The 16,952-nt window shown below is 39.4% G+C and carries 12 protein-coding genes; 4 read left to right on the forward strand and 8 right to left on the reverse strand.

The genetic code is table 11. From position 1 onward, the window contains the following. Window positions 1-81 precede the first annotated feature (81 nt). Complete coding sequence (locus tag NMK36_RS03790) at window positions 82-1,440, reverse strand: histidine phosphatase family protein (protein WP_254173027.1); 1,359 nt, start codon at window positions 1,438-1,440, stop codon at window positions 82-84. 145 nt (window positions 1,441-1,585) lie between these two features. Here NMK36_RS03790 and NMK36_RS03795 point away from each other — a divergent pair, with 145 nt between their 5' ends. The 4 genes from NMK36_RS03795 to crtD all read left to right on the forward strand — a co-directional run bounded on the left by NMK36_RS03795 (window position 1,586) and on the right by crtD (window position 6,822). Beyond that, a complete protein-coding gene (locus tag NMK36_RS03795; RefSeq protein ID WP_254173028.1) occupies window positions 1,586-3,097 on the forward strand; it encodes a CPBP family intramembrane glutamic endopeptidase in 1,512 nt (503 codons plus the stop codon). 124 nt (window positions 3,098-3,221) lie between these two features. After that, the gene (locus NMK36_RS03800) at window positions 3,222-4,640 is read left to right on the forward strand and encodes an AAA family ATPase (protein ID WP_254173029.1); all 1,419 of its coding nucleotides are present in this window, start codon (window positions 3,222-3,224) and stop codon (window positions 4,638-4,640) included. Next, a complete protein-coding gene (locus NMK36_RS03805) occupies window positions 4,627-5,235 on the forward strand; it encodes an RloB family protein (RefSeq protein ID WP_254173030.1) in 609 nt (202 codons plus the stop codon). The genes NMK36_RS03800 and NMK36_RS03805 overlap by 14 nt, the downstream gene beginning before the upstream one ends. Window positions 5,236-5,292: 57 nt before the next feature. Next, the gene (gene crtD, locus NMK36_RS03810) at window positions 5,293-6,822 is read left to right on the forward strand and encodes a C-3',4' desaturase CrtD (RefSeq protein ID WP_254173031.1); all 1,530 of its coding nucleotides are present in this window, start codon (window positions 5,293-5,295) and stop codon (window positions 6,820-6,822) included. 122 nt (window positions 6,823-6,944) lie between these two features. Here crtD and NMK36_RS03815 read toward each other — a convergent pair whose 3' ends face one another. From NMK36_RS03815 to NMK36_RS03845, 7 genes are all read right to left on the reverse strand, one after another. Beyond that, window positions 6,945-7,397 (reverse strand): hypothetical protein, encoded by a 453-nt coding sequence (locus tag NMK36_RS03815; RefSeq protein ID WP_254173032.1) that lies wholly within the window; start codon window positions 7,395-7,397, stop codon window positions 6,945-6,947. Window positions 7,398-7,475: 78 nt separating this feature from the next. Further along, the gene (locus NMK36_RS03820) at window positions 7,476-7,877 is read right to left on the reverse strand and encodes a response regulator (RefSeq protein WP_254173033.1); all 402 of its coding nucleotides are present in this window, start codon (window positions 7,875-7,877) and stop codon (window positions 7,476-7,478) included. Between the two features lie 265 nt (window positions 7,878-8,142). Then, on the reverse strand, window positions 8,143-8,517 hold the full coding sequence (locus NMK36_RS03825; protein ID WP_254173034.1) for a response regulator: 375 nt from the start codon (window positions 8,515-8,517) through the stop codon (window positions 8,143-8,145). Beyond that, window positions 8,495-13,153 carry a PAS domain S-box protein gene (locus NMK36_RS03830; protein WP_254173035.1) on the reverse strand — a complete coding sequence of 1,553 codons (4,659 nt, stop codon included), beginning with the start codon at window positions 13,151-13,153 and terminating at the stop codon, window positions 8,495-8,497. The genes NMK36_RS03825 and NMK36_RS03830 overlap by 23 nt, the downstream gene beginning before the upstream one ends. A gap of 258 nt (window positions 13,154-13,411) precedes the next feature. Further along, window positions 13,412-13,807 (reverse strand): four helix bundle protein, encoded by a 396-nt coding sequence (locus NMK36_RS03835; RefSeq protein WP_254173036.1) that lies wholly within the window; start codon window positions 13,805-13,807, stop codon window positions 13,412-13,414. Window positions 13,808-14,028: 221 nt separating this feature from the next. Next, window positions 14,029-16,473, reverse strand: coding sequence for a response regulator (locus NMK36_RS03840; RefSeq protein ID WP_254173037.1), 2,445 nt, complete (start codon window positions 16,471-16,473; stop codon window positions 14,029-14,031). A gap of 88 nt (window positions 16,474-16,561) precedes the next feature. Beyond that, window positions 16,562-16,753: a hypothetical protein gene (locus NMK36_RS03845; protein WP_190518251.1), complete on the reverse strand. Its 192-nt coding sequence runs from the start codon at window positions 16,751-16,753 to the stop codon at window positions 16,562-16,564. Window positions 16,754-16,952: the final 199 nt, after the last annotated feature.

The raw sequence follows: 16,952 nt of genomic DNA on the forward strand, positions 1-16,952 counted from the left end.
ATTCAGAATAAAACAGTTAAACCGATAACTGATAACTGATAACTGGTACAGACGTGCCATGGCGCGTCTCTACACTGATAACTATAACGCTCCAGCCACAGTTTTATCGAGAATACTACCGGATAAATGGCTTGTAATATTAGCAGCTTGTAATACAGGTAAACCCTCAATTCCGTGAGGATAATCAATCACTGTCACCGCACCATTTCCTTGTTTAAAATTCCAAAAATGATCCGGTGGTAGATTAAATAATTGACACAAAAGGGCTTTATTAATGGCATCATGGGCAACCACTAATATTGTTACAGGTTGATAATTATAGGTTTCAACAATTTTTTTCCAAGCCACTAAAGACCGTTGCCAAACCTGTTGTAAATTCTCCCCTTCTGGCATTTGAACCGTTTGGGGTGCTATTTTCCATTCCTGTAATAATCCAGGGTAAAGCTGTTCGATTTCCGTCTCGAATTTACCTTCCCATAACCCGTGACTAATTTCGCAAAATTCCGGTTCTAATTGTAATTCTATCCCCGGATGTTCTTGCAAAATAATCTCGGCGGTTTCTTTCGGACGTGCCATCGGACTTGTTACGGCAAAATCAATCTTAATGTCTTTTAAAAATTCTGCGGCTTTGCGACCTTGTTCTCGACCATTATCATTTAACGGCACATCAATTTGCCCTTGAAATTGCCCCATGCGGTTCCATTCCGTTTCCCCATGACGCACTAATAATAATCGTGGCCCTTGATGTCCGGGGCGCACCGAAGGCAATTTATGGCCGACATGAGTGGTTAGGTTCATGGACTCTAATTGGACATCCGCAGGTTTCGGTAATTCTCCGGGGATAACATTAGTAAAATTCAAAATACTAATGCCACAATTAGATTGTTGCAAAGCTTGGTAAAATTGGGGTTCAATGCCCAAAGCTGTCGCAATTAAACAGCGATTAATTCCATTATGAGCTACTAATAAAACCGTTTGATTTTGATGACGGCTTAAAATTTCGCGCCAAAATTGTTTGGCTTGTTCAAATAATGCGATTACCGGAAAATGTTGTTTTTCCCCTTCCGGTGTTGGAACCCGCATCGAAAACTCATGGGGACATTCTTGCCAAGCTTGATATTCATCGGGGAACTGTTCGAGAACCACTTGACGTTCCATCCCCGCCCACAATGGTAAATCAATTTCCATCAACAAATCATGCGGCTGAAGTTGAGGTGGGTTTGACAGGCGCGTTACAATAATTTCAGCCGTTTGTTTGGCCCGTTGCAGGGGACTGCAATACAAGGCATCGAACGTCAAACCAGTCAAGGCATCACCCACTTTTTGCGCCGCCACAGAACCTTTTTCTGTTAAAACAGAGTCGTCCAAGCGACCTTGAATTCGACGTTGGGCATTATAGGTACTTTGACCATGACGGACAAGAATTACACGGGTCGTCATTTTTTAATTGAGGAGTTGGACTTTTAAACTAGAGTTGAGCCGAATTTAAGCCAGATGCCATTGTACCTTGTTTAGGACAGCATCAGTTAAAATATTGTGTTTCTAGCTCAAACTCGGTAATGTTTTACCCTCACGCTTGGAACTCATGACACTGAAACGCTGGATTTTAGCAATTTTAACAGTAGTAGCGGTTAGCTTTTTGAGTTTATCTTTACTTGATAGTTGGACTCAACCGCAAATTCAAAGCCGTTTGGAATTATATCAAACCAATTTACTGCTTCATGCCTCCCAATGGCAAGGCCAGGGAACGCAAGAGGAAAGTTTAATGACATTGAAGGATAATTTAATTGGCAAAACTCCTGTAGAGGAAGCTTATAAGCAATATCAACAGGTACAAGAATCTGCTGAAAAAAGTTTAGCCAAAGTTCAAGCTAATGAAACTTCAATTGCACCGGATTCTTTAAAACAATTACAACAACTGAATCAGGATTTACAATTGCAAATTGGCATCTTACAAACTCAGTTAGGTCAACCCGATAAAGCCTTAAAAACCTGGAAGGATTTAATCGAACCTCAAGATAGTGAATTTCTCGTTTCTCCGACTGAAAAAATGACAGCACAAGTATTAACGGGATTATGGAAAACTCCAGCCCGATTATTACCCGATGCTGAACCAATTTTACAAAAACAGTTAGACGGTTGGTTTCGTTATCAAGCTTTAGTTAAGCTCTATACCTTACAACAGCGTCCAGAAGCATTAGTGGCTTTAGAAACCCAAGAACAACAACGGGCAGAACAAGCAGTTGTTAAGTTAATAATTGTGAGTGCAATTCCAGGGATGGGATTAGTTATTGGGCTTTTATTAGCTATTGTTTTAGGCATTCAAACCCTCCTCAAAGGCAAGGCTTCTATCCTCGCAACGAATATGGATGTTGCTTGGTTAATTCCTTGGAATGGAGAAACAATTTTACAAGTTTTTGTGGTGGGATTTGCTTTACTGGGTCAACTGTTTATTCCTCTAACCTTAAGAGCCATTTTCCAAGAGTTAAATATTCAGCCCAGTAGTTTTGAAATTAGGACTCAAGCGGTTTATATTTTAATCACCTATCTATTATTAATGATAGGAGGATTTTCGGTTTTGTATTTTTCAATTAAACCCTATTTTCCGTTGCCCGAAGGCTGGTTTACCCTAAACTTTAAAGGAAATTGGTTTCTTTGGGGTTTAGGGGGGTATTTCGTCGCTTTACCGTTGGTGATTTTAGTTTCTTTAATTAATCAGAAACTTTGGGATGGACAAGGCGGCAGTAATCCGTTATTACCCATTGCCTTAGAAAGTCGCGATAGTGTAGCGTTAACGGTATTTTTTATTACCGCATCTATCGCTGCTCCAATCTTTGAAGAAATTATGTTTCGAGGATTTTTATTACCCTCCTTAACTCGTTATTTACCTCTAGGGAGTGCGATTATTTTAAGTGGGTTTTTATTCGCCGCAGCCCACTTAAATATTTCGGAAGTTTTACCGTTAATGACGTTAGGAATTGTGCTAGGGTTTGTGTATACGCGATCGCGCAATTTATTAGCCTCTATGTTCATGCACGGTCTATGGAATAGTGGCACTTTGTTGAGTTTGTATATTCTCGGAAGTGGGGGAAGTTAGACGAATAATAAGCGAAACAATTCTATTTGTAAAAACTCGGATTTTATGAGAGGATTAAGGTAGAGATGCAATATTTTGTATCTCTACTTCTGGTTTCTGAACAAGAAGCATCAGGATCTTAACCATGTTAGTTCAAGTCACCCTAGAGAATGTTTTATCGTTCAAGGAAGAAACGACTTTTAGTATGGTCGGTGTTAACAGTGACCTCAATCATGTCCATCATCTTGCTGTTGAACAAGCCGGTAAAGGACGGTCATTGTTACCCATTTCTGCTATATATGGTGCTAATGCCGCAGGTAAATCTAATCTGATTAAAGCGATTGATTTTGCCAAAGATTTAATTGTAAATGGGACAAGGGGAGTACAAACTATTCCTGTCTCTCCATTTAAGTTGAGTGACTCTAATAAAAAGCCTAGCAAATTTCAATTTATTTTTACCTATCAAGGAAGTCTTTATTCCTATGGATTTAAGTTAAATAAAACTCAGATTTTTGAAGAATGGCTTTATGTGACACCGAAAGATAAAAAACGAGAAGTTCTATTTTTTGAGCGCCTGACCAATGAGAACAAAATAACAGAAGTAGAATATGGGCTGAGTCTTAAAGGGAGAAACTCAAAATATAAACAATTTCTCGATTTTATTGCCCAAGGAACTCGTCCTAATCAATTATTTTTGACCGAAGCTTTAGACCGGAATGTTGAGACGGTAAAACCTGTTATTGATTGGTTTAAAAATGTATTGACAATTATTCCAGCAGAATCTAGTTATCAAGGTTTAGAGTTGGGAATTTTAAGTAGCCAAGAATTTACGGATTTTCTCAGAGATTTTCTCAAATTTGCAGATACAGGAATTGATTCAATAGGAACTCAAAAACTGGATTTAGATTTTAATAATCTTTTTCAAAAAATATCGGAAGAAGAAAGAAAAGAAATTTTTAAAATTATTGAAGATAATGAAAATCTTGTTACAATTATTGAAAATAATATAGGAGAAAGATATCTTTTCAACAAAGGAGCAGACGGTCAGTTAAATTTAATTAAAATTATAACCCAACATCGAGATGATCAAGGTGTTCTCGTTGATTTTTTAATGGAAGAAGAATCAGAAGGAACACAGCGTTTAATTAACTTAATTCCTGCATTATTTATGCTTCAACAAAATCCTGAAAAAGTGATTTTTTTGGATGAATTAGATCGCCGACTTCATCCCCTACTCTCCCGTAGATTTGTTGAAATGGCTCTACACTGTAGAAATCCTAATAGTCAGAGTCAACTTATTTTTACAACTCATGATACTAATTTATTAGATTTGGAACTTTTACGAAAAGATGAAATTTGGTTTGTTGAAAAAAATCAACAAGGAGAGTCTCATCTTTATTCTTTAGCTGAATTTAAAATTTCACCCGACCTTAAAATTGAGAAAGGTTATTTTAATGGTCGATTTGGCGCAATTCCATTTTTTGGGGATATTCGGAATTTAGGATGGCTTAAGTGTGAAACCGAGGAATCTGAAAAAACTGCTATCAATCATGGGAAAGATTAATCGAACTAAACTACTAGATCGCAAATATAATAATCGAGATGCAAGGCTTTTTATTATTGCTACGGAAGGACGGGATACCGAAAAACAATATTTCCAGGGAATGTTTCATGACTCTCGGATCAAAATAGAAATATTGTCAACCGGAGAAGATGATAAATCGGCTCCTAAGTATGTATTAGAGCGATTAGATAGTTTTAAACAAAAATATGATTTAACATCAGATGATTCCTTATGGTTAATGTTTGATATAGATCGATGGGGTGAAAAAAATATTAGTGAAATCTGTCGTCAAGCTAGACAAAAACAATATCGATTAGCAATTAGCAATCCCTGTTTTGAAGTTTGGTTATATTTGCATTTTAATGATCTCGATTCTACTTTTATTAAATGTAAAGATTATGAAAAAAAATTACGCACTCATTTAGGCAGTTATCAAAAAAGTAATCTGAATTTGGATGTTTACAAAAACCATATTCAAGAAGCTGTTCAACGAGCTAAAACGTTACACCCCAGCCCCCAACAAGACTGGCCACCTACACCGGGATCTCACGTTTATCGGGTTGTAGAAATCATTCTCAAAGTTATAACCCCCTAATTTCAACAGAAAATTAAACTATATTAAGAAATGTTAAGCCATTGAGGATCAGGACGGGTGAACACAGGACGACGGGTGATTGTGATTGGGGCGGGAATTGGGGGATTAACCGCCGGGGCGTTATTAGCTCATCGGGGATATTCCGTTTTAATCTTAGACCAAGCCATCGTACCGGGGGGATGTGCTTCCACCTTTCAACGTCGGGGGTTTACCTTTGATGTGGGGGCGACTCAGGTAGCAGGTTTGGAACCGGGTGGCATTCATCACCGCATTTTCACGGAGTTAGGAATAGAATTGCCCGCCGCCACCCCCTGTGATCCCGCTTGTGCGGTGTTTTTACCCGGAGAAACCCAACCCATTCAGGTCTGGAGAGATCCGCAAAAATGGCAACAGGAACGACAACGACAATTTCCGGGGAGTGAACCCTTTTGGCAGTTGATGGCGACGTTATTTGAGGCGAGTTGGCGGTTTCAAGCCCGTGACCCCGTGTTACCGCCTCGGAATTTATGGGATTTGGGACAGTTAATTCAGGCGGTGCGTCCCGATACCTTAATTACATTGCCTTTTACCTTGATGACGGTGGCTGATGCCCTACGGTTGTATAATTTACAGGACAATCTTCGCCTCAAAACCTTTTTAGATTTACAACTGAAATTATATTCTCAAGTTGATACGGAAGAAACGGCTTTATTGTACGCAGCAACGGCGTTAGGAGTGTCTCAGGAACCTCAAGGATTATCCCATCTTCAAGGCAGTATGCAGGTGTTAAGCGATCGCTTAGTTGAAGCTTTAGAACGGGATGGCGGTAAACTATTAATGCGGCATACCGTTGAAGGAATTGAAACAGAAAAGGGTCAAGCCGTAGCTGTTAGAATTAGAAATCAAAAAACCGGAGAAGTTTGGCGAGAAACAGCAGATCAAATTGTTGCTAATGTCACCGTACAGAATTTAATTCAATTGTTAGATGAAAAACCTAAAAAATCTCGACCGAATTTATCGATTTCATTCCCTTTATATCAACGACGAATTGAAAAATTACCGCCTGCATCTGGCGCATTTGTGATTTATTTAGGAGTGCAACAACAAGCCCTTCCAGCCAATTGTCCTCCCCATTTACAATTTCTCTATGATTATCAAGGCGTTATTGGCGAAAATAATTCTTTATTTGTGTCAGTCAGCCACCCCGGAGACGGACGAGCGCCTGAAGGACAAGCTACAATTATTGCTTCTAGTTTTACCGATACTCAACAATGGTGGCAGTGTTCAGATTATCAACAATTAAAACAACAGTATACAGACACCGCCATTAACCGTTTAAGGTCTTACTTTGACTTAACTCCAGAAACAATTATTTATCAAGAAGGCGCCACCCCTCGCACCTTTGAACGCTATACTGCTCGTGATCAAGGAGTCGTTGGGGGAGTGGGTCAACGACTTTCCACCTTTGGGCCCTTTGGATTAGCAAATCGTACCCCCATTAAACACCTTTGGTTAGTGGGAGATTCCACCCATCCAGGTGAGGGAACCGCAGGGGTTTCCTATTCCGCTTTAACCGTTGTTCGACAAATTGAAGCTTCGAGATTTTAGATAAAATGGCGATATAGCGCTACGCATTACGGTTAGGACATTTTTAAACTCTAAAACCCTTTCACTTCTTACTGTTCCCTGTTCCCTGTTCCCTGTTCCCTCGCGCGTAGCGCTATAGTTTTTTATTCTTGATGTTCTTTTTGGTCTAAATCTGAGTGACGGAGAACGGTAAGAATCAGGGTTATATCTTCATTCGGAAGGGGAATTTTAGAAGACTTTAATAACTCTGTTTTGAAAGAATCAGGAAAAACCAGATAACCCTCGGAATCAAATGTAAAATCTTCTAAGGTTAATCCTAAAAACAGAAGTTTGTTAGAGATTTCTTGATGAATCACGTCCCTAACATTAACTTCTGGTTCTAAACAGTGGGGATGCTGTAATAACCAAAGAGTTGTTTGAGGACAGGTATTAACGACGGCTTGAACAGCCTTGATCAAGACTTCTTTAATATGATTAGGATTAGGAATAAAGCTGAGAAAATTTTTCAGAATAGAAAGGTTATTGACGTTTTTATCTTTCAGTAACGCAATAGCAATATTAATCGTTACTTCAAAATCTTGTGAGTAGGTATACATAATTTTTATGATTAATTAGGGACTCAAGAATAACGCTAATGATTTACATCTAAGATTTATCCGGGAATTGAGGAAACTTTAATAGAGGCAAAAACTAGCTTTATTTTGTTTGGGTTCATCCGGCAAATAACAATGCAACATTTCTAACAACATTTCCGGCCAGAAGGGTTTGTATAAAATTGCATTAGGTAAGTAATTAGTTTGCCAGCTATCAGTAGTTTTCAATTCATACCCAGTGGTTAAAATAAACGGCGTGTTTTCATCCTTAAAATCCCTGCGAATTTTTTGTAGCAATTCTAATCCAGTCCCATCAGGAAGGGTGTAACTACATAAAATGAGATCAGGATCTTCTTCTTTTAGCCGTTCATAACCTTCTTGAACTGTATGAGCTTTTACAGAATAAAAACCCATTTCCATTAGCCATTCCGATAAAATTTCTAGTAGAAATTTATCATTTTCAAGAGTTAATATTTTATACATAATCTTTTCCTGGCTTAGGAATTACAACTATCTTCTATCTACAAAAAATTTATGAATTTTTTATGAATTTAATAAAAATTTAATATTTACTTTAATAACTGATAATTGATAATTGATAATTGATAATTGATAATTGATAATTGATAATTGATAACTGCCAACTGTCAACTGTCAACTGATAACTGATAACTGTCAACTGTCAACTGATAACTGATAACTGATAACTGATAACTGATAACTGATAACTGATAACTGATAACTGATTTTACTCTTCCCAATTCAATAGCAAGCGCATCTGTTGAACTAAATCAGGAGCCGTGAAGGGTTTAGTAATGACTCCAGTAATAGGAAGTTCAATCAATTGTTGCTTTTCGTGAATCTGAGCTTTTGCCGTTAATAAAATAACGGGAATCGATGCAATAATTGAAGTTTCCTGCATTTTTTTAAAGGTCGTAATACCATCCATTTCTGGCATCATCACATCTAATAGAATAACATCAGGATGGTCTACTAACGCTCGATCAATGCCTTGCTGACCAGATGTTTCCATCAATACCTCCCATCCAGCAATTGCTTTTAAGGAAATCTGTACAATTTGACCGATCGCCCGATCATCATCAATAATAAGAACTCGCTTCATAATTAATAGGAATTGTAAAATAAAATGTGCTGCCGACTTGGAGACGACTTTCCACCCAAATTTGTCCCCCATGCTGTTGAATAATACTCCGACAAATAGCTAATCCTAAACCAGTTCCCCCTTTTTCCCGCGAATCAGAACTGTCAACTTGGTGGAAGCGTTCAAAAATACTCTCCAGGTTTTCTTTCGGAATTCCCCGTCCGTGATCTCGAATTGCAAATAACAAAAATTCAGAGGTTAGGGGCGGATAAATTTTGTTGGAGGTTGAAGCTTGATGTGCATTGATAGTGGGTTGTTCATCATCTGAAGAAGATTGATAAAGATGCACTGAAAGATGAATTACAGAGTGATTAGGAGAGAATTTAATGGCATTACTCAGCAGATTAATCAAAACTTGTAATAATCGATCTGGATCAGCATCAATCTCAAAAGGTTGAATCTGACTTTCAAGGACAATCCCACCTTGATTGGCTAACTCCTGCATTTGAGCAATCGCGGTATTGATTAAAATCGTAACATCACAAGGGCGAATTGCCAGACGAATTTTACCCGATTCCAAACGCTCTAAATCTAAAATATCATTCACCAAACGCACCAACCGATTAACCCCGGTCATAGCAATATCCAGGGTAATTTGTCCTTCAGGAGACTGCGGTGCAATAATATTGCTATGAAGTAAACTCAAACCCGCCTGCATAGCAGTTAGTGGCGTGCGTAACTCATGACTGACCATAGAAATAAACTCAGCCTTCATGCGTTCGAGTTGATAGCGTTCTGTAATATCTTCTCCAATACTGAGGGTACCAATAGGCTGACCCTCAACATTTTGTAATAAAGTATTATTCCAGGCGATTATGCGTTCCTCTCCTGATTGGGTGAGAATAGAATTTTGATAATAGGGATGGAAATCAACCGTCATAATGTCTTGGAACATCTTGTTAACTTCTAATCTTTGATGGGGGGGAATAAAGTGATCAAACCACATTTTTCCTAAGACTTCCGCTTCCGAATATCCGGTTAATTTCAGGAAAAAAGGATTGATATATTCAACCTGACCCTCTTCATTTAAAGCTACAACAATTAACTGCACATTATCGAGAAGAGATTGCCAACGGCGGTTGGATTCGCGTAAGGTTGCTTCTGTTTGTTTTTGCTGTGTAATATTACGAATAATAGTAGAAATAAATTGAACTTGATTCGTCCCAAATGTATGAGCCAGGATCACTTGAGAAACCGGAATTTCCTCTCCATCCGATTTCAAAATAGCCGTTTCTCCCATCCAAACCCCTTCTCGAATCGCAGTCGGAATTCCCTGATTTTTAAGAATAGAAAAAGCCCAGGGCGGGTGTACATCAGGAATCGAAAGTTGATCAAGTGGTGTCTGTTCTGGAAAGCCAAACACTCGACGACCTGACAAGTTCAGATATTCTACCTCCAGGGTATTAACCGCAGCCGTTCCCACAATATCGGACGTTACTTCTAAAATATCAATTAGTTTTTCTCGCTCGATTTCAATTCGTTTGCGATCGCTAATTTCTATAATAATATTCCCAATTGCCTTTTGATTTTTACTGTTTCCTGGAATCGGAAAATAGGACACTAACCAATAGCGCATCACGTTGGGTTCTTGGGGTAAAGCGATCGCAATTTCTCTATTAGATATAGCTTCTCCCGTTTCCAATACCTGTTGTAATAAAGGTAGAATTGAGGAAGCTAGATGGGGTAAAATTTCAGTGACTGAATGATTAAGATGGGCTTCAATAGAATAACCATTCATATCAGCAAAGGCTTGATTGACTTGCACAAAGCGGAACCGATGATCTCCAATTCCTAAGCCAATATTAGCAACGGAAGCCGCATCAAAGAAACTTTGTAACAGTTGTTCCTGTTTTTTTAATTTTTTCTCTATGATTTCTCTGGTTATCAGTTCTTTTTGCAGACGATTATTGATTTTAGTTAATCTTTTTGTGCGTTGTTTAACCTTTTCTTCTAGTTTTGTATTCAGATTGTGTAGGGCAATTTCTGCTTGTTTACGCTCGGTAATTTCTAAGGTAATTCCTAAAATATGGCTCGATTGACCGTTGGCATCCATCAGCAGATATCCTCTTCCCAACATCCAATGGAGACTCCCATCTAGCCCATAAATCCGATATTCAACAGTGTAAATATCGTGGTTTTCTAGGGTATTTTGGAGGCTGTGTTCAATCTGGGGAAGATCATCAGGATGAAGTAAAGTTTTCCAAGCTTCAAAGTCAAAAACTTGACTTTCTAAAGGCAGTCCCCATAATATTAATTGATTGTCACTACAAGTTAATTGATTACTTTGCAAATCCCAATCCCAGCACCCAATCTCGGTTAACTCTAGGGTCATGCGAAGCCGTTCTTCACTGATTTTGAGGTTTTGTTCTAATTGTTTGCGTTGTGTAATATCTTCAGAAAAAATAATAATCCCACAAATTTTACCTTTGCTGTTAGACCAAGGGCGAATTTCCCAGCGTATCCATTGTTGAGTTCCATCAGAACGCACCAGCAAATCTTCATCGGATTTTTCTATACTTCCGGTTAGACAGCGCCGATGGATTTGTTTCCAACGTTCAGGAATTTCAGGAAAAATTTCATAATGCGATCGCCCTAAAATGGATTCAATAGACTCTAGTTGATAATCCTCTACCCAGCGTTGACTAGCCATAACATAATGCAGATTTTCATCCAGCATGGCAATTCCCGCCGGAGCATAACTAACAAACAGGCGCAGGGTTTCTTCCCGTTCCCTCAAGTCAATTTCTATTTGTTTACGGGGGGTAATATCCTTGAGTACCCCTAACATTCGAGTCGGTTGATCTCGGAGAATCTGACCCGCACCCCACATCCAATGCAAGCTCCCATCCGGCCAAATAATTCGATATTCTACCGAGTACAATTCTTGAGTTTGGATGGACTGTTGCAATCCTGCTTCTACGTCTTCGATATCATCAGGATGAACAGATTTTTGCCAGGTTGCATAGTCGGAAACGGCCGTTTCAGGATCTAATCCCAATAGGCGGAAGTGATTGTCATTCCACACAACGTCCTGAGTTTGCAAATTCCAATCCCAGCACCCCATTCCTGTTAAATCTAGGGCTAGTTTTAAGCGTTCTTCGCTGATTTGTAACTGGGTTTCTAGGTGTTTCCGTTCTGTGAGATCAAGCACGCAACCCGTCACCATCACCACATGACCCTGTTGATCACACAACGCCTTCCCCCTCCCCAAAATCCAGCGTACTGTACCATCGGGCCAAATAATTCGATACTCGGCGTTATAGGGTTGTTGATGGGTGATCGTTTGTCCCATTTTTTCAAGGATCAGAGGGCGATCATCGGGATGGATACGTTGGATAATCGAGTTAAAGGTTACGGTTCTAGGGGTGAGGGGAAAGCCAAAGATTGACTTAAACCGATCAGACACCGTAGAAACTTGAGCCGCTACATCCAGACACCAGGTTCCTAAATCGGCCGATTCCACTGCGGTTTTTAACTGTTCTTGACTGTGTTGTAATGCGATTTCTGCCTGTTTTCGGTCTAATAATTCCTGTTGTAGTTCTTGGAGTAAGGTTGCTTGCTGAATGGCAATACTCACTTGAGTAGCTAATTCCTGCATTAAGTTAACTTCATTGGCTGTCCAAAATCGAGGAGCGGTACAATGATGGGCAATTAATAACCCCCAAAGATGATCTCGCAACAGCAGGGGAACGATGAGGTTACTGCGGATGTGCAACTGTTCGAGAAATTCTCGATGACAGTCACTGATGTCAGGATCGGTATAAATATCTTGGATCACTCTGGTTCGTCCCTGTTCGTAGGGTGTGACCCAGGTGTAGGGAAAGTGTTCTTCTGGCATCACCGCCCCTAGAAGGGATAAGGTTGGATCACAAACTGATTCCTGTAGGATGATACCTGTGCGATCAGGTTGAAATTGATAGACAATCACGCGATCGCTTTGTAGAATCTGTCTAATTTCTGTAACGGTTGTTTGCAGAATTTCGGCTAAATTCAGGGACTGACGAATCGATAAAGCTGTTTTAGCAATCAATTGTTGGCGTTGTTGTTGCCATTGTTGTTCCTGTAAGAGTTGAGTTTTTTGAACTAAATGAGTCACGGCTCGATTTAAACTATCCGCAGTAATCTGGCTTTTATCTAAATAATCTTGAGCACCTTGTTTGAAGAATTCAACGGCAATTTCTGTATTTCCCTGTCCTGTAATAACCAGAGCCGGACATTGATGATTTTCCCAATATGTCCGAAATTGGATTAAAAATTCTAACCCGTCCATATCGGGTAAACTATAATCTAATAGCAGAATATCGGGCTGATTTTGTTGACACCAAATTAAAGCTTCTTCCCCTAAATTAAAGTTAATAAACTGATAATTATACTCCTGATTTTGTCTAAGGAACCGTTGATAAATATTGCCATCAATTTCACTATCTTCTACACATAGAACTTGCAGGGATTTACCATTTCCCCCAGAACTCAAGTAATTTACCAACAATGAAGGTTTAGACGGGCTCTGTTCTATTACCTGTGTTAGGGTTGCCACCTGCGCCCGTAGCACCTCTAACTCCGCGATTAATTGTGCTTTCGTCTTCAGATGATCCATAATCAGTTATCAGTTATCAGTTATCAGTTATCAGTTATCAGTTATCAGTTATCAGTTATCAGTTATCAGTTATCAGTTATCAGTTATCAGTTGACAGTTATCAGTAGAGACGTGCCATGGCGCGTCTGTACCAGTTATCAGTTATCAGTAGAGACGTGCCATGGCGCGTCTGTACCAGTTATCAGTTGACAGTTGACAGTTGACAGTTGACAGTTGACAGTTGACAGTTATCAATTATCCATTATCAATTATCAATTATCAATTATCAATTATCGGTTGACAGTTTTTATTGATCCTAGTATTTTTAAGGATGGCAAAAAGAATTTTTCCGACTTCATCAGCATCTTGATAGATACTGTTAAAAGCTTGTTCATCTAAATAGCTTGTGTCTTTTAATAAAGAAAGCCAGTATTTAGTTTCCAGACATTCTTTATATGCAATAGACATTTTGGCAGAAAAATCTGCTGGAGATATTGCACCATTAGCTTCAGCAATATTCGCTCCAATTGATGTACCACTTCTAATTAACTGCTTAGACAAAACCCACTCCTGCTTATTTTGAGTTAGATATTTATAAGCATTAACAACCCGAATCGCAAATTTATAAGCTTTATCATAAACCAAACTTTTTTGACACAATCCTTCATCACTCATCAATACCTCCTCTTATTAACTAATGATTCATTCCCCAACATCCAATTGATTAAGACTAACCCCCAACTGAGTACAGACGCGACATGGCGCGCCTCAACTGTCAACTGTCAACTGTCAACTGTCAACTGATAACTGGTACAGACGCGCCATGGCACGTCTCTACTGATAACTGATAACTGATAACTGATAACTGATAACTGATAACTGATAACTGATACCTGTCAACTGATTACTATTCGACTTCTGCCTTGGGCTTTAGCTTGGTAAAGGGCTGTATCCGCAGCTTGGTAAAGGGTTTGTATGTCTTTGCCATCATCAGGAAACTGAGCAATTCCGCCACTAAAGGTGACTTGAAAGGGAATTCCATTCTTAGCGCCAAATTGGTGCTGGCTGAAAACCTCAAAAATCTCCTGTAATCGATGAATTGCAGTGGATTTTATGATCCCATATATCCCTATTACAAATTCCTCGCCCCCCCAACGTCCTACCACGTCTTCTTGTCTTAAGGATTGTTGTAAAAGTTTGCCCAAATAACTTAAAACCTGATCTCCGATATCGTGTCCATATTGATCATTGATGCGTTTGAAATGATCTAAGTCCAACATTACTAGACTGAAGGGTTGTTGTTGTCGTTGGGCTAAATGGAGTAACGAAGTTAGGTCTTGTAACGCTTTTCGCCGGAGACTGACTCCCGTTAACTCATCCAATTCCGTCATTTTCCAGCGTTGTCGCTGTTGTAGTCGAATTTCAATCCGAGTCAGCAATTCTTGGGGGCCAATGGGTTTCGATAAAACATCATCAGCCCCGGCGGTAAAACTGCGTTGAATGGTTTCAGGGTCAGTATAACCGGATAAAACCAAGATGGGTAATCGGTTCCAGCGTGGATCACGGCGAATAATTTCACACAAATCCCAACCCGTGACACTGGGGGAGGGTATGGGATCTGTCAGGTTCAAGGCGCAGATGTTGGATAATTCCAAATCCAGAATTAACAAATCAGGAGCCGTTTGTTCTAAGATTTCCCAAAATTTTTCGGCTTGATTCAGCAAGATGACCTGATAACCTGCGTCTTCTAATACACTTTCTAAAGCTTCTAGTAAAATTAGATTGTCATCAACGACTAAAATCCGAGTCGATAGGGAATTTTTTTGCTCTAAAACTTGGGATACCGCCTGCATGATTTGATTGGGAGTTAAGGGTTTTTGCAAGAAGCAGGGACTTCCCAACCGCGCCGCCTGAATTCGCTTCATCCAGGCGGGTTCTGCCGTTAACATTACCACTGAAATATTGGGATATTGATGTCGTACCGTTGCTAGAAAATCTAATCCCGTTTCTGTAGAATTCGGGAAGTTGAGATCCAAGATTATGCTATCAAATTGATACCGAGTCAACAGTTGTTGGGCTTGGTGCAGATCCGTGGCAATATGGGATTCATAGCCCCAATTCACGGCTTCAATGGCAATAATTTGAGCCAGGGGAAAATCATCATCTACAAGTAACAATGTGCTGCGAATCGGGGTTTTAGATTGAGGTTGAGGTTGGGGATCACTTTTGTGTTGGATGTGTTGATTAGTCTGTTCAATCGCGTTCCGTAATCTGGTTGTTAAGGTTTGGAGTTGGTCGGCTTCTGCTAATCCCAAGGGTTCTCCCGATTTCAAAATCTGCTGAATTTGGCGGGATAAATCCGAGGCTGACATTAATCCAAAACACCCTAATGATCCGATTAACGTATGAATTTCTCGTTCTGCATGGTGTTGTTGTTCGGGGGTTAATCGTCCTTCATATAAGGCTGCGATCGCCTGTTGAACAATGGATAAGCGATCGCAGTAAAGGGGTTGGGACTCCTGCCATACGGGCCACAATTCAGGTAGCATTTCTGAAGTTAGGAAAGACGGATCTAATTGTTGAGGAAATTCCTTCAAAACTTCCGGTTTTTTTTGTGATTTTTGGGCTTTATTTGGGGTTTGATTCTGTTTTTCTAATCTTAATCGATAGCCTAATTTATACAGGGTTTCTATAATATCTTTAGACCCCTGCTCTTTGAGTTTTTTTCGTAATCCTTTAATATGCGCTCGAACTGTTCCTTCACTGGGAAATTCATCGGATTTCCACAGACAATCTAATAAGCGACTGACACTAAAAATCTGATGGGGATTTCGCAGAAAAAGCTGTAATAATTCATATTCTTTTGCGGTTAATATGATCGGTTGATCTTGATAGGTTACTTGACAACTATTAGGATTCATACACAATTCCCCCCAAGTTAATTGGGGTGAGCGACTGTCTGGATGTCGTCGCAATAAGGCCCTCATTCGAGCTAAAAATTCTTGTAAATCAAACGGTTTAACAATATAATCATCTGCTCCTGCATCCAAACCCATGACTTTATTGGTGACTGTATCCAAAGCGGTCATCAGCAGTACGGGTGTATCAGAATTTCGGCTTGAGGGGGAGGAGGAATTTACTCGAAGTTGTTGACAAAACTGTAAACCATCTAATTGAGGTAAACCTATATCGAGTAAAATTAAGTCGTAGGTAAAGGTTTCTGCAAAGTTCCATCCGATCAATCCATCTCTGGCTAAATCGACCTGATAATGATGCTGCACTAAGAGAGTTTCCAATAGTTTAGCTAAATTGGGATCATCTTCTACACACAGAATTTTCACATTTTTATTCCTTGTGGATGTTATGCGGGATGATTCAATTTTACGCACTATTGCCTACTTCTTAATCAAGTATTATAAAGGAGGTCGGTCAGCGTAATAAAGATAGAACCAGAGAAGGTTGACTAGGGAGAGAAGTCTCTTTGCGGGATAAAATGCTGAGGGGCGGATTTTTAAGCTCGAATACAGGCATTTCTTCCCAACAATGACGGCAGAACCAATAGACTTGATGGTTGCGGGTATGACGAAGCATTGATTCAGAGCAGCAGGGACAAGTATTCATAGGAGGATTAAGAAATTTTATTCAAAGTAAAGTATTATTAAGAGTGAACTGGGACTAAAAAGTTATTCCCGGTATCCAATTCTAATGTAGACTCAACTTGTGAAAATTTTGTGAATATTCTATTTTTATTGAGTGTTTTCTATTTCTGATTGATTATTCTCTATTCCTGTTCTCACTTTCATAAAAACAACCCATTGAT

Origin of the sequence: Planktothrix pseudagardhii (assembly GCF_904830925.1) — a bacterium.
Classification (GTDB): Bacteria; Cyanobacteriota; Cyanobacteriia; order Cyanobacteriales; family Microcoleaceae; genus Planktothrix; species Planktothrix tepida.

Coding starts and splice junctions, on each gene's coding strand:
- NMK36_RS03820 (WP_254173033.1), bottom strand. CDS start 7,877: ATGTATAAAATATTAACTCTTGAAAATGATAAATTTCTACTAGAAATT.
- NMK36_RS03795 (WP_254173028.1), top strand. CDS start 1,586: ATGACACTGAAACGCTGGATTTTAGCAATTTTAACAGTAGTAGCGGTT.
- NMK36_RS03800 (WP_254173029.1), top strand. CDS start 3,222: ATGTTAGTTCAAGTCACCCTAGAGAATGTTTTATCGTTCAAGGAAGAA.
- NMK36_RS03815 (WP_254173032.1), bottom strand. CDS start 7,397: ATGTATACCTACTCACAAGATTTTGAAGTAACGATTAATATTGCTATT.
- NMK36_RS03845 (WP_190518251.1), bottom strand. CDS start 16,753: ATGAATACTTGTCCCTGCTGCTCTGAATCAATGCTTCGTCATACCCGC.
- NMK36_RS03835 (WP_254173036.1), bottom strand. CDS start 13,807: ATGAGTGATGAAGGATTGTGTCAAAAAAGTTTGGTTTATGATAAAGCT.
- NMK36_RS03830 (WP_254173035.1), bottom strand. CDS start 13,153: ATGGATCATCTGAAGACGAAAGCACAATTAATCGCGGAGTTAGAGGTG.
- NMK36_RS03825 (WP_254173034.1), bottom strand. CDS start 8,517: ATGAAGCGAGTTCTTATTATTGATGATGATCGGGCGATCGGTCAAATT.
- NMK36_RS03790 (WP_254173027.1), bottom strand. CDS start 1,440: ATGACGACCCGTGTAATTCTTGTCCGTCATGGTCAAAGTACCTATAAT.
- NMK36_RS03805 (WP_254173030.1), top strand. CDS start 4,627: ATGGGAAAGATTAATCGAACTAAACTACTAGATCGCAAATATAATAAT.